Raw genomic sequence first — 14,434 nt, forward strand, 5'->3', positions numbered from 1 at the left:
GGAGATAAATGAAAATTTTAGTTACCGGTTTTGATCCTTTCGGCGGTGAAAAGATTAATCCGGCTCTTGAAACAATTAAACTTCTTCCCAATGAAATTTTGGGAGCAAAAATTATCAAGCTGGAAATTCCGACAGTTATCGGAAAATCAGTAGCAAAGATAAAAGATATGATCGAAAAAGAAAACCCTGATGTGGTTTTAAGTATCGGTCAAGCCGGAAACCGGGCTGATATTTCGGTTGAAAGAATCGGTATAAATATTGATGACTGCCGAATTCCCGATAACGAGGGTAATCAGCCCATTGATGAACCCGTTGTAAAAGATGGGCCCGCTGCCTACTTTGTTACTCTGCCCATTAAGGCCATTGTCGAAAAGATAAAAGCCGGTAAAATACCTGCTTCAATATCGAATACGGCAGGAACTTTTATCTGCAACCATGTCTGTTACGGTGTAGCTCATATTGCTGCGGCAAGAACGGCTCAGGGCAAACCGATGAAAAGCGGTTTTATTCATATTCCGTTTTTACCCGAACAGGTTATCGGAAAGCCCGCTTTAACGCCTTCAATGAGTTTGGAGATGATTGTAAAAGGAATTGAGCTTGCAATCGAAGCTATTGTCCAAAATAATTCCGACATAAAAGTTTCGGGCGGTAAAATTTGCTAAAATACATTTTTTAAGAATTTATCTTAAGTTTTAAAAACGCCTATTAGGATTAAATATCTTAATAGGCGTTTTTTATGCTGCTATGTAACTTTTTTGCTTTATTACTTGTTATGGAATTTTTGCCGGCTATCTTATAATCCGAATATATAAGTAGTAGGCAGTTAAGGATATTTTAGTATGGATAAAATAAAACACAAAAAAATTATATTACCTTTTATTTCTGGTTTGCTTTTACTGATTTCAGGCTGTGCGCAGAATTATAATAATAAAACAACTTTTACTCAAGATGAACTTTTGGCTGCTTTAAACATGGTACGGGGTGAAATTACCGCCTCGGATGCCGCTAAAAAAATTGCCGAAAAAAACGGCCAAAACATTGGTAACCTTGGGTTCACGGAAGCGAAGTATCTTGCCTATGACGATAAGGCCGGAACCTTTACCGTAAAAGTAAAAGGTACAAAGGATGGAACCCCCTTTGATACAACTTTTAATGTAAGCGGTTTTATCCATCCGTATCGTAATACGCTTCTTAATTCGCCTGTGTATCAAGAGGGCAATAAACTTATATTCAATAAGGTGATTGAAAAAAATACCGGTCTTCAAGAATTTATTGCTGAAGCAAATGCGGCCAAGGGGATAGGTTATACTTCTTTTTCTTACACATTGATGGGAAGCGATAAAACCGTTTCTATCGGAGACCATTCCGCCTATAAGCTTGTTGCTGGTTTTAGTGAAAATGCAGGTAAAATAAAAATAGAAGCAAAATATTATATAAAATATAAAACATATACGGGAAGCGGCGAAGAAAATGTTGAGACAGATCCCGTTTCAAATAAAACGGTATCGTCAGATGAACCTTATTTTGCAAAAGAAGATGTATTTAAATATATTTTGGACGAGGTAAAAAAAGATGATGGTTTTATTCAAACAGGGAATAAATTCGCTTCCGAGTTTTATGCCCGCGCCGTAACCTCGAATAAAACGCCTGCCGGTTTGTTCGATACATCAAAACTGCAAAAATATCGGGATGTGTACAAACCAGGCTCCGGCGGATATCTTGTTTTGCCGGATATCGATGCTGCCGTATATGATCCGCGCAATAACGGTATAAAAGCCGACGATTTTGCAGGCACTCTTCATTTAACTTATTATATTGCCACACAGGATTTAATAAATAATATCGGTTCCAACGGTTTTATTCCTAAAACCCTTGAAACAACAAAGACCGGTTTTAGAAAAATCGATGAAGCGACGGCAAAGGATTTGTTTTCTTTTGCTCTCGCAAAATCGATCGGTAATTTAACCGATTGGAAAGCGTCATCTATATCTGAAGATTCTTTGATAAAAGAACAAGGTACTTTTAGCGATATGTCTTGGCTTACTGTTCTTGAAAATGTTGTATTGAAGGGATATACACTCTCTTTAAACGGCTATTCAAACTTTGTTTTTGATAAGGTTTTAGCCGATAAAAATAACGCCTTTCTTTCGAAGGGCAGGAACGGTGAGTTGATGCTTATAAAGAGTATCAAATTTTCTAAAGAGGCGAATACGCAAGCTCTTAAGATAAGTATAATATTCGAAGGTAAAAATAACGGGACAGACGGAGAACCGATAGTGTTAACCGCAATTCCTAATTTTTAATTGACTTTTTATAAGAGAATTTTTATGAATAACATAAAACGAAACACTTTTATATTCGCGGTTATTATCCTTTTTAAAAACTAAGGTTCGGCAGAATATCAGTTTTTAAAAACCGGTTTATTTTTTATCAGCTGCTGTTTTAAATCCCTCATCTTTTCGCTTAAAGAAACCTTGTATATGTGAGGGTTTAAAAGGCGCTTTGAAGTGTAGTCCAAACTGTCGAGCTGTTTTTCAGCATAGGCTTTGATTTCTTTAAGACTTGGAGCCTTGCCGACAGCCTTGCCGTTTTCAATACGTTTTTCTAAAAGAGCTTCAACCTTTGCCGGTGTAAATGTAAAATTCTGATAATCGTTTGCAGGATGATAAAAAGTTTGTTCCACACCCTCTTCAATTTTTTCCTCTTCAAGGGTCAACACATCTGCCTTAAAGGTTCCGTCGGGATTGTATAGGCGCCAAACCTGTTTACATGCAGGGTTAGTCATCTTTGCGGGATTATCCGAAAATTTCATAACAGGAGTCCATTCCGTTTCTCCTAAACTCTTGCGTGCTGCCATTTTGTATACGCCTGTAAGAGATGCTTCATTTCCGCCCGTAACCATGTGAGTACCTACTCCCCAAGAATCTATAGGTGCATTGTTTTGAACTAGGGATTCTACAATTTCTTCCGTCAGTTCGTTTGAAACGGAAATCTTTGCTTTAGTACAACCTGCTTCATCAAGCCGCTTCCGCACATCTTTACTCAAATAATAAATATCGCCCGAATCGAGGCGCACTCCGAAGTTTTTCCCCTTTTCTTGCAGCCGCTTTCCTACCTTGATAGCATTTACAATACCCGAACGGAGCGTATCATAAGTATCTATTAAGAATATTGAATTGTCGGGATACATGTCGGCATAGGCCTGAAAGGCATCTTCTTCGCTTTTAAAAGACATTATCCATGAGTGAGCCATTGTTCCGAGGGCGGGTATGCCGAGTTCCTTGGCAGCAAGGGAATTGCTTGTGCCGAAGGCTCCGCCTATGTAAGCAGCTCTTGTTGCACTCATAGCACCGTCATTGCCTTGAGCTCTGCGGAGACCGAATTCCATTATAGATCCCTTTTTTGAGGCCAGCCAAATTCGGGCTGTTTTGGTTGCTATAAGGGTTTGGAAATTTATCATGTTTAAAATCAGGCCTTCCAAGAGCAGGGCTTCAACCGTATCAGCTTCGATACGGATTAAGGGTTCATTCGGGAAAACGAGACTGCCTTCTTTCATTGCCCAAATATTGCCCGAGAATTTAAAACCGGCAATATATTCTAAAAAATCTTTTTCAAATATTCCTAAAGACTTAAGCCAGTCTATATCGCTTTTTTCAAAGTGAAAATTTTGAATGGTTTTTAAGAGGGGTTCAAGGCCTGCAAAGACGGAATAGCCCCCCTTAAAAGGATTTGATCTAAAAAACATTTCAAAAACGGTTTTTGTGTTATTTCCTTTTTTCCAAAAACCTTGAGCCATTGTCAATTCATAAAAGTCTGAAAATAAAGCATTATCAATCATAAATTTTACCTCACATAATTATTTTAAGAATGCGTAATTACTTCCCTCGGTTTTGAGCCGTTTGCAGGGCCGACTACTCCGCGTTCTTCCATTTCTTCTACTATTCGTGCAGCACGATTATAGCCTATTTTAAGCCGCCTTTGAATGTAAGAGGCTGAGGCTTTTCCCTCTGCCAAAACAATCTCTAAAGCTTCATCATAGAGCGGATCGCTTTCTTCTCCGAAGAGGGTTCCTTGCGAATATTCTTCATCGTCTACAAATATTTCGTCATCTATGTAATCGGGTTCTCCGAAGGTTTTTACACATTCCACGACTTGCTCTACCTCATCATCGGAAACAAAGGTTCCTTGGATTCGGGCGGGGAAGGGTTTGGTTGTACTTACGTAGAGCATGTCACCCTTTCCTAAAAGCTTTTCGGCTCCGATGTTATCGAGGATAATTTGGCTGTCTACACGGGAGGCGACCATAAAGGCTATCCTGCTTGGAATGTTTGCTTTAATTAAACCTGTAATTACATTGGTTGAGGGCCTCTGGGTTGCAAGTACCAAGTGAATACCTACGGCACGGCTCATGGCACAGAGCCTTGAAACGGTAGCTTCAAGTTCCTTTCCTGTAGTAGACATAAGGTCGGCGAATTCGTCAATTATTATTACGATGTAGGGCAGCGGTTCGGCTGCAATCTTTTCTCGTTTTATTTTTTTATTGTAGCTTTTAATATCTCGAACGCTCATGGAGTCAAGCATCGCATAGCGCCTTTCCATTTCGCAGATACAGTACTGCAAGCCTTGAAGAGCTCTTTTGGGTTCTGTAATAACCGGAGTCAATAAATGGCCGATGCCGTTATAAAGTTTAAGCTCTACTATCTTTGGGTCAACCAATAGGAGCTTTACCTCTTCGGGGCTCTTATTATAAAGAATTGAAAGAATAATGGAGTTTACACAAACGGATTTACCTGAACCGGTAGCTCCCGCTATCAAAAGATGAGGAGTCTGACAAAGGTCCAAGGTTTGAGGTTCTCCCGTTACATCTTTTCCAAGAACTATAGGTATGCCCATTTTTTCGGTTTCGGGAATTTGAGTTTCGATTAGCTCTCTAAAGCCGACTATTGCCCTCGATTCGTTAGGAACTTCAATACCGACAGCTTGTTTTCCCGGAATGGGGGCGACAATACGAACGCTTTGAGCAGCAAGGCGGAGGGCTATATTATCTTGAAGGGCTGTAATTTTACCCAGTTTTATTCCGGGAGGAGGCAAGACCTCAAACATGGTAACTACAGGCCCCTTCCTTATACCTGTAATTTCAATTGCTATATTAAATTCTTCAAAGGTGTTTTTTAATGCTACTGCGGCTTTTCGGGTTGAATCGTCAACTATCCAGTATTCGTTTCCGGGATATTTTGTTAATAGGTCATAAGGAATATGGTAGCCCTTTTTTTTATCTTTGGAGTCCTTTTTCGGTTTTAAGGGCTGGGCCGCACTGATTTCTATATCGCCGCTCAATTCTTCTGAAAGAGGAGCCTCTGCTTCATCTTGATCCTCATCATCAGTATCGATATCGTCAACATCGGTATTTTCAGAATCATCATCATTTTCAAGATCGTCGTCTTCAGCAATTTCAGGCTGTTCAAATTCAGCGTATTCAGTAAGGTCATTCTCATCGCTTTCTTCTTCTGAAGATGATAAAAATACTTCATCTTTACCGTCATCTATGGAGTTAAGCTCTTCTAAGTCCTGTTCAGTGTTTATATCTTCTATTACGACAAGGGATTCTATAATGCTTTTTTTGGATTCTTCAGGAGCTGCGCTTCCTATGTCTACCTGTATATCTGCATCTATGTCTTTAAGAGGGGGGGGGGCTTCTTTTGGTTCTTCTGTTCTGCTATTTAGCTGAGATTTTATAAACTGACTTCGTGTAAGGCCGGCCTCCGACATAGTTTGTCTGTTGGTCTCCAGGGCTGTCTTTATATTTGATTTTAGCCAAAATCCTGTTTTGACTGTCTCTTTCCCTTCTCCGAAAACCATGGGTGTTTCTGAAGAAGAATAGCTGTCACCTATGATATCCTCTATTTCGTCTTTTTCTTCAGGTTGAACAGAGGCTTTTTGATGGATTTTTTCACTTAATATAAGGGTAAGAAATACCTCCATCAAGAGTAAAAGGCCTGTTGCAAGAGTTACGGCAATTTTTGTAAATTCTTGAACCGTGTTATTTGCAATTTTAGGAAGTAGAAAATAAACTAGGTGCTCTCCCATAACACAGGTTAAAAAATACACCGGCATAAATGACAATAAAAATTTTGAATGAAGAGACCAGCCCGGAATCATCAATAAAATTGAAGAATAAAGAAGAATAATAGGTATCAGCAAAGAAGAAAATTTATATGTGGAAAAAAGAATCGTGCCTATTGTTTCAAAGGGGAATATATAACCTTTAAAACCGAAAATAGGTAAGAGAACCGCCAAGGCTATGTAGATTGCGATCATAAAAATTAAAATACCCAAAGTAATTGATATGACCCTATATTTTGATTCTTCTATCAAATTTTAACTCCGAAAACGTAAAAATTATCCGGCAAAACCCCAAAAATAAATACTAAGACCGAGTCCCAGCGGAATCAGATAGAAAGCAAAGTACATAAGCTTTCCGTTTTTTATAAGTTTAAGTAAAAACCGGAGAGAAAAATAACCTACAACAAAGGCGCTTATCATTCCGGATATTAGGTTTATAGGGCTTACACCTGCAAGAAGATTATCGGCAGATTTGATTTCAAGTATAAATGCGGCAAGAATTGCCGGTATTGATAATAAAAAGGAAAATTCTCCGGCCTTTTCCCTATCAAGACTTGCAAAAAGAGAGGCCGAAATGGTGCTGCCCGAACGCGAAATACCGGGGATAACTCCTATGCCTTGAGCAAGGCCTGTAATAGCTGCCGTAAGGAGAGTTACGTTTTTTGCCGGTTTATTGTGTTTTATCTTAGACGATGCGATTAAAAGGAGCCCTGTTATTATAAAGCAAAGGGGGATAATACGAATGTCGATGGTTTTTACCCAATCTTTTAATAAAAGGCCTATTACACCTGTGACTGCGGTTGCAACTATAATGGCTGCTATCATCATAAGGTCGCCCTTATCTTCAGGCTTGGATTTTCTGATGATAAATCGGCCTAAAACACAAAAAAGGCCGGCAATTCTTTTTGCAAAAACCGTACAGACAGCTGCAAGGGTTGCGACATGCAGGAGAATATCAAAGAGGATAGGAAGGTCTTCTTGTTTAAAAAAATATTCTACAACGGCTAAATGACCGGAACTGGAAACAGGCAGAAACTCGGCTAGGCCTTGAACCGCCCCTAAAATAATAGCTTGAAAAATCGACATAAATTTCTCCCGAAAGGTTTTACATACGATAAAGCAACACTATATCACAAAAAAGAGAAAATTTCCAGCAGGGAATGCTTAACCCCTTATTTTTATTGCCGAGCCGTTGGCGGTTTTTTCTATTTCGATTTTTTGGGGGATGCGGTTTTTTAGCTCGCTGACATGGGAAATTATCCCGACCATGCGGTTACCCCTTACCTCATCGAGAATGCTTATGGCGTTTTCAAGGCTTGCTTCATCGAGGCTGCCGAAGCCCTCATCTATAAACATTGAATCCAATCTTATGCCTCCGCTTCTTGTTTGAATGGAGTCGGCAAGGCCTAGGGCTAAGCTTATGGAAACCATAAAGGTTTCTCCTCCCGAAAGACTGGCTGTGGGGCGGATGCCGCCCGTATAGGCATCATAAATTTCCATGTCCAATCCGGAAAGATTGTTACCCGAAAGCTCCTTGCTCAACTTTAAGACATAGCGGCCTCCGCTCATGCGTTCAAGACGGGTGTTGGCATAGACGATTATTTCGCGTAAAAAGGCCGAGAGCATCCAAATATCGAATTTCAGTTTGTATTTATTGCTGCCGTTTAAACTTAAAGAAAGTTCGGTTATAAGTTGAGCCTCTTCGGCCCTTTGTTTTAATTCGTTTAAAAGGGTCTGTCGTCTTTCAAAAAGGTCTTTGAGTTTGTCGAGGGAGCTTTTTATTTCTGCAAGACGGTCTTGCTCTTCATCAAGATTTTTTTGCAAGATTATAATTTCGTCTTCGAGCTTTTCGGGCTGAATAAAAGTTTTGCCTTCAATATCTTTTTTGAGGCCGGCAGCGGAATGTTCCAAGGTAATTTTTTCTTCTTTAAATTTCGTTATGGTTTCTTCAAAATCGGAGATTTTTTCTTCGGGCAAAATAGAATCTAAAAGCTCTTTTAAGGAAGAAAAGCCTTTACGCTCAAAAGAATCTTTTAAATTTTCTTCTTCTTCCAATAAAGATTTTTCCCACTTGGCCAACTGCTCCTGCCTTTGAATAAGGCCGGCTTTTATGCTTGTATGACGGTCATTGCTTTCTTTGAGCCTTTCCTCATAGCCGCTGATTTTGCGGTCGGAGGCAAAAATCATTTCATTACAGCCTTCGATAGTGTCATCTATATTTCCCTTTTGGATATCGGAGGGGATAGACTTAAAGGCTTCATCATATTGTTTTTTCTTTTCATGGAGGATTGTGTTTAACTCGCTTTCTTTTATCTTGATATTTGTAAGAGCCTCTGTAAGAGCTTCTTTTTGGGTTTGGATAGAAGAAAGCTTTTGCTCCAAATTTATTTTTGCAGTATTTGCGGTTTGGGCTTCTTTAAAAAGAAGGGAGTCTTTTTCGGCTTCCTTTCCGGCTTGCGGAAGGAGGTCTTCTACTGTTTTTTCCGAGGGCATCTCTTTAAAAATAAAAGAAGCGTTTTTAAATTCTTCATTTAGGTTGAAAAAAGAGCGGTCAAGCTCTTCCAGCTGCTCCTTGTGCCAGTCTGCATCTTTATTGCGGGCTGTGAGGCTGTTGCTGAAGTTCTCCTTATCGTGATTAAACTTTTCGATGCTGCGTTCGCATTTTTGTATTTTTTCGTCCAGCGAAAAAATACTTTCCGTATTTTCGACGGCGGGGGAAGGATGATGGATTGAGCCGCAGACAGGGCATGGCTCTCCGTCTTTTAAGTGAACGGCAAGGGCTGAAGCCTCTGCATTTATTTCCAAATCTTTTTTTTCTTTTTTAAGTTTTTCAAAAAGCTCTTTTTCTATTTCGATATCCTTTAAAATTAACTGTAAATCGTTGTAGTTTTTTTCGGCGGCTGCCTTATGGGTGGTGTAGAGCTTTGAGGTTTTTTCTTTTTTTACGGCAATATCAAAAAGTCTTTTTAGGTAAGAAAGTTTTTGGCTTGAGGTTTCAGCCCTTTCTTTTCTGTTATCGAGTTCGCTGATTATTTCAAGGTATTCCGAAACTTTGTCTTTTAGTTCCTGAATGTTTTTTTCGGTTTGAGCAAGTTTTTCGGTGTTTTCTTTTTTTTGTAAAGAAAGGCCTTTTTTTTCATAAGAGCGTTCTTCTATTTCTTTGTATACCTCGGCAGCCCTTTTGAGGCGGTCGAGGCTTTGCTTTAGGGCAGCATTGTTTTCTTTTTCGGCTTCGATTTCTTTTTCTTGTGCTTTAAGAGAATCCAAAACTTGGGTTACGGCATTTAAGTCTTTTATCTTTTTTTCGATGTCGGCTTTATATTCGGCTATGTTGTTTTTCAGTTTTTTTACGGAATCGGCAAGCACTGCAAGAGAGGAGGCTCTGCGGGCTTTTTCGACAGCTTCTTCCATCAGGCCTATTTCCTCTTTATGGGCATTAAGATTTTCGAGCCTTGTTTTTATTGTTATAAGTTCTTCCTTTTTTTCTTTGAGAACCTTGGCCTGTTCTTTTTCCGAGATTTTTTCCTCTATTTTTTTTGATATTTTGTTATAATTTTTTTTGATAAGTTCTATCTCTTTTTCAAAACTTTCTTTTTTTGAAGGATAGGAATCGGCATCGAATTCTTTGCCGAGGGCTTCAAGGGCATCTTCCGTGTTTTTTATTTTATAGGACTCCGCTTTTTCTCTTTCCTTTAGATTTTCCATTATTTTGGTATAGCGGGAAATCGGAAAAAGCTCTTCAAGGGTTTCTTTTTTTTGGCTTGAGTTTTCGCGTAAAAAAGCGGCAAATTCGCCTTGGGGGAGGAGGACAATGCGGGCAAATTCTTTTTCGTTTAGGTTTATTATGTTCAATATTTTTTTATCCGTGTCCCGCTTATTTGTAGAGCTTAAATCTTTCCAAGTTTTGCCGTCCCATTGGGTTAGGGCCGATTCTTCAGGGCTTTCGTTTTTCTTTCCCGGGCGTAAAAAAGGGAGCCGCCTAAAAATCCTGTATTTGGAAGGTCCCATAGTAAAGATAAGCTCAACCTCGGCCGTTTCCTCCTCAGGGGCAAACTGACTGCGGAGGCTGCGGGTAATTTGGGAGCGGCTCCCTAAAGGCTTTGAATAAAAGGCATAGGAGATTGCATCGAAGATGGTTGTTTTTCCGGCACCGGTTTTTCCGCATACCAAAAAAATAGAATCCATGAGGCTAAAGTCTATTGTATGAGTTCCTCGAAAGGGGCCTATATTGGTTAGTTTTAAAATTTCAGGCTTCAAATTTATTCCTCCGGTAATGTCTTCTTATGTAAACTGCTCCCTGCAAAGGCTTTTGAAAAGTTCCTGTTTTTTTGCGGAGGGCTCTTCGTCTATGGCTTTTTCAAAAAGCATAAAGTTTTCGAAGATAACATCTTCGTCTTCAATGTTCTTTTTTAATATATGAATTTGCTCCTCGTCTTTTAATTCGGCGGCGACGGCTTCTTGATGCAGGTTTAAAAGATAGGGAAATTTTTGCTGCAAAAGGCTCATAGGGCTTTGAATGACGGCGGAACCTGTAAGATTTATTTCTAAAAAATCGTCTTTATAGGCATCGAATTTATCCGTATTAAAAAAATCGAAAAAACTGCCCTCTAAACGGCTCATCTTCCGCAATGGGCTAATCGGAATTTTTTCTACCCTTACGGGGAAGCCTTGCGTTTTACAGTCTATATCTACGGATAGGACAACTTTTTCGGTTGAACATTCATCAAAGGCGTATGTAAGGGGGGCTCCGGAATAGTACATTCTGTCGGTAACTTTCTGCATTTTGTGCAAGTGTCCCAAGGCCGTATAGGTAAAAAAATCGAATAGAGCGGGCGAAACATATTCCGCAGTGCCTAAAAAAGCTCTTTCAGAGGAGGAGCTTTCTCCGTTTAGGGTAAAAATATGGGCTGCCAAGACCGAAGGCATTGAGGGGTCTACGGCTTCTTTTAAGCGGCGGGAGGCTTCTTGAGCCATCTCGGACTGAGATGTCAACTTTAACTCCGAATTTTCTTCGGAAAATGAGCCTAAATGTAAAAAAGGCATTAAAAAAAATTGAACTTTTTCTCCATTTTGTGCTATAATGATAGGCGAGCATAATTTGCCGATGTCTGCAGCAATGTGGATATTACTCGAACTCAAAATTTTGGAGCCGAAGGAGAGCCTTTCGGCGGAGTCATGGTTTCCGGGTATGATAAACACGGCTGTATTGGGACAATCCTTATGGACGGCGGATAAAAATGAATCGAAGAGAGCTACATATTCTGCAGGAGGAATAGAACGGTCGTAGATATCGCCTGCAATAATAAGGGCTGCATAATCATCTTTTAGAAGAATTTTATGAATATCATCGAGCATTTTTTTCTGTCTTTCTATCTGGGGAGATTCATATAGGCTTTTCCCCAAATGCAGATCGGCGGTATGCAAAATTTTCATACTTCTAATGTATGGGTATTTAAGGATTATGTAAAGGACCTTGGAATGAAAAACTACATAAAAATTGTTTTTGCTTTGTGCGGTATTGCTTTGGCGATAGGGATAGGAGGAGCGGCTTTTTTTATTGCTGCAAAACCTTCGTCGGATTTTCAGCTCAAGACGGATTATTTACTTGAGTACAGGTTTTATCTTGCAAGTTTAAAAGCGGATATGTATAGAACTGCATGCAAGGATGGGGAATTTTCGGTTCAAAACCTTAAAGCAAAAATAAAAGAAACGGCCAATTCTTTTGAAAATTTAAAAAAACTTTCAGCTGCCGACAAAAATGATTCTAACTTAAGGTTTGCATACAATGATTATGAGAGCTCGAATGATAAACTTTTTAAAAGCATAGAGTCCTGGAGGCAGGAATTTGAACTCACCGGAGATTCTTCAGCAAAAACTTTTTTTCCTGTTTTAAAAGAATTCGATGCCGTACAAAACAGTTTTGAAAGGCTTAAAACGGAATATAAGGATGGCTTTACAAAGCAGGAGAAAAGGTCAAAAACTCTTGCCGTCTTATTGATTGTTTTAGCCTGGGGCATAGGCGTGTTTTTAACATGGTTTGTTTCTTCGGTTATATACAAACTTTATATAGAAAGAGAAAGGGCTAAAAAAGCAAAGCTCAGGCTCCATGTCGGGCCTAAAACCGAGGTACAAAGACCTTCTCTTGATGGACCTGCGGATAAAATATTGTCTGCACAAAGCCCAAGTTTAAGCAGTCCTTCGGTAAGTACAGCTACGCTAAACACTGTTTCGCCGAACACTTCTTCGATAAGCAACGTTTCGGTAAATGCCGCTTCAGTAAGTGCAGCCTCAGCAAGCTCCGCTCCGCTAAAAGCTGATTCGATAAGCTCTGCTTCGGTAAGCTCTGCTACTATAAGCAAGGCAACGGCCGAGATACATGAAAAAAGCATCCGGCCGCCGGTTATGGGGCAAGGCTCTTATACCGAAACGGCCCCTGTCCGCATAGGGGAACCACCTGTTTCTATAGAAAGTTCGCCCGTTTATCTCAAGCTTCAAAACGATTATAAAGAATTAAAAGAAATGTCTGACGAATTAAACGGCGCTTATAATGAACTGCAAACAAAATATAATGAGCTGGGTTCATCGTATAAGGAGCTGCAAGAGTCTTTAAAACAAGGCGATGAAAAAAAGGCCGAAAAATGTGAAACGGTAAAATTATTTTTGAGCGATATACAGATGGAAGCTGCCGAAGCCCAAGAAGATGCTCAGGCTGCACAGGAACTTGTCGATACCTTCCAGGGCGGGCATAAGCTCTTTAAATCTACTTACGAAAAAATCGTTCATATAAATCAGAGCATTGCGGATATACAGGAAATGGCGGAGGTAATAGCCGGTATTGCCGAGCAGACAAAGATGCTTAGTATGAATGCCGCCATCGAAGCCGCCCATGCAGGAGATGCCGGAAAGGGATTTGCCGTTGTAGCCGAAGAGTTGGGACGCTTGGCCGCAGCTTCGGTTGAAAGCTCTGCCGGAATAGGAAAAACGGTAATTGAGGTGGTAAAAAATATTTCGTTTATGGCAAAAAGCAGCGAGGATTTGGATAAGGCCTTTAACGATATAAATATAAAAACAAATCAGGTCTATACAACCGTTATGAATTTTTCGGATAGAATGATTCAGACCTTCCAAAAAACAGACAATGTTTTAAAAGGACTTGACACAATTTAGCAATTATAGTATTATAGACAGATAGAAGAGTCGTTTTACTCAAACTTTGCGGAGGTTCTTTTTTGTGAAAGTTATATATGATCAAAATCGTCCAATATATTTACAAATAGTTGAAAAAATCAAATGTAAGATTGTCTATGGAGAGCTTAAACCGGGGGATAAAATCCCTTCAATGAGCGACATGTCCGTTGAGATGGATGTAAATCCGAATACTATATTCAGAGTATATAAGCAGCTTGAAGGTGAAGGTATAACGGAATCGAAACGCGGCCTAGGCAGTTTTGTTGTAAATGAGCCTGATTTGGTAGGAAAATTGACGGAAGAGATGGCGGATCAGATTATACTGCCGGCTATTGAAGGCTTAAGGAATTTGAAGTTTTCTGATGAACAAATAATTGAGTCTATAAAGGCAAAGCTAAAATAATTTTTTTGGAGAAAAAAATGAGTACAATACTTGAAACGGAACACTTAAAAAAAACATACTTGGGGAAAAAAACTGCTCTCTATGATGTCAGTCTCAAGGTAGAAAGCGGAAGAATCTACGGCCTTTTGGGGCCGAACGGTTCGGGAAAAACAACCTTTTTAAAAATAATTGCCGGGCTTATAAAACCGACTGCCGGCAATTTTAAGGTATGCGGAAAAGAATTCGGCATAGATACAAAAAAGATTGTAGCCTTTTTGCCGGATAAAAATGTCGTATATCCTTGGATGACCTCGGAAGATGCCATTAATTTCTATGCAGATTTTTTTGAAGATTTTGATAAAAACAAGGCCTTGGAAATGCTTAAATTTATGAAGCTGGAACCTAAACAGACCGTAAAAACTATGTCGAAGGGTATGATTGAAAAACTTAATTTAAGCCTTACCTTTTCGAGGGCTTCAAAGCTGTATATTTTGGATGAACCGCTGGGAGGCACAGACCCTGTAGCCAGAGAGCAAATTATTAAAACTATAATCAAAACATGGACCGAAGAAAGTGCAATCCTAATAACAACTCACCTGGTTTCGGATATAGAGCATGTGTTTAATGATGTAGCCTTTTTAAAAGAAGGCGAGATTGTTTTGGAAGGCGATGCGGAAGATTTGCGTACCACAAGAGGCAAATCTATTTATCAAATCTATCTTGATGTTTTTGGAGCATAAA

Annotated in this window: 10 protein-coding genes; 5 read left to right on the forward strand and 5 right to left on the reverse strand. The window is 39.5% G+C overall.

All coding sequences use genetic code 11. The annotated features are described in order from the left end of the window. The first annotated feature begins 8 nt into the window (after positions 1–8). Together pcp and HYB91_RS12105 are read left to right on the forward strand one after the other, a co-directional pair. Positions 9–662, forward strand: a complete 654-nt coding sequence (gene pcp / locus HYB91_RS12100; protein WP_002676445.1) for a pyroglutamyl-peptidase I — start codon at positions 9–11, stop codon at positions 660–662. Positions 663–839: 177 nt separating this feature from the next. Beyond that, positions 840–2,303: a lipoprotein 17-related variable surface protein gene (locus HYB91_RS12105; RefSeq protein WP_002676444.1), complete on the forward strand. Its 1,464-nt coding sequence runs from the start codon at positions 840–842 to the stop codon at positions 2,301–2,303. Positions 2,304–2,401: 98 nt separating this feature from the next. Here HYB91_RS12105 and HYB91_RS12110 read toward each other — a convergent pair whose 3' ends face one another. The 5 genes from HYB91_RS12110 to sbcD all read right to left on the reverse strand — a co-directional run bounded on the left by HYB91_RS12110 (position 2,402) and on the right by sbcD (position 11,556). After that, entirely contained in the window at positions 2,402–3,838 is a 1,437-nt protein-coding gene (locus HYB91_RS12110) for a nicotinate phosphoribosyltransferase (RefSeq protein WP_002676443.1), read from the reverse strand. A gap of 23 nt (positions 3,839–3,861) precedes the next feature. After that, positions 3,862–6,375, reverse strand: a complete 2,514-nt coding sequence (locus HYB91_RS12115; RefSeq protein ID WP_002676442.1) for a DNA translocase FtsK — start codon at positions 6,373–6,375, stop codon at positions 3,862–3,864. Between the two features lie 24 nt (positions 6,376–6,399). Next, positions 6,400–7,209 carry an undecaprenyl-diphosphatase UppP gene (gene uppP / locus HYB91_RS12120; protein WP_002676441.1) on the reverse strand — a complete coding sequence of 270 codons (810 nt, stop codon included), beginning with the start codon at positions 7,207–7,209 and terminating at the stop codon, positions 6,400–6,402. A gap of 78 nt (positions 7,210–7,287) precedes the next feature. Beyond that, positions 7,288–10,380: an AAA family ATPase gene (locus HYB91_RS12125; protein ID WP_253719543.1), complete on the reverse strand. Its 3,093-nt coding sequence runs from the start codon at positions 10,378–10,380 to the stop codon at positions 7,288–7,290. A 24-nt stretch (positions 10,381–10,404) separates the two neighbouring features. Further along, positions 10,405–11,556, reverse strand: coding sequence for an exonuclease subunit SbcD (gene sbcD / locus HYB91_RS12130; protein ID WP_253719544.1), 1,152 nt, complete (start codon positions 11,554–11,556; stop codon positions 10,405–10,407). Positions 11,557–11,601: 45 nt separating this feature from the next. On the opposite strand from sbcD, the gene HYB91_RS12135 reads away from it, so the two are divergent. The 3 genes from HYB91_RS12135 to HYB91_RS12145 all read left to right on the forward strand — a co-directional run bounded on the left by HYB91_RS12135 (position 11,602) and on the right by HYB91_RS12145 (position 14,433). After that, a complete protein-coding gene (locus tag HYB91_RS12135; RefSeq protein WP_371922100.1) occupies positions 11,602–13,290 on the forward strand; it encodes a methyl-accepting chemotaxis protein in 1,689 nt (562 codons plus the stop codon). Positions 13,291–13,354: 64 nt separating this feature from the next. Continuing rightward, on the forward strand, positions 13,355–13,714 hold the full coding sequence (locus HYB91_RS12140) for a GntR family transcriptional regulator (RefSeq protein WP_002666597.1): 360 nt from the start codon (positions 13,355–13,357) through the stop codon (positions 13,712–13,714). 17 nt (positions 13,715–13,731) lie between these two features. After that, entirely contained in the window at positions 13,732–14,433 is a 702-nt protein-coding gene (locus HYB91_RS12145) for an ABC transporter ATP-binding protein (protein WP_002687566.1), read from the forward strand. Position 14,434 lies beyond the last annotated feature (1 nt).

This window comes from Treponema sp. B152, assembly GCF_024181665.1.
GTDB classification, from domain to species: Bacteria; Spirochaetota; Spirochaetia; order Treponematales; family Treponemataceae; genus Treponema_B; species Treponema_B denticola.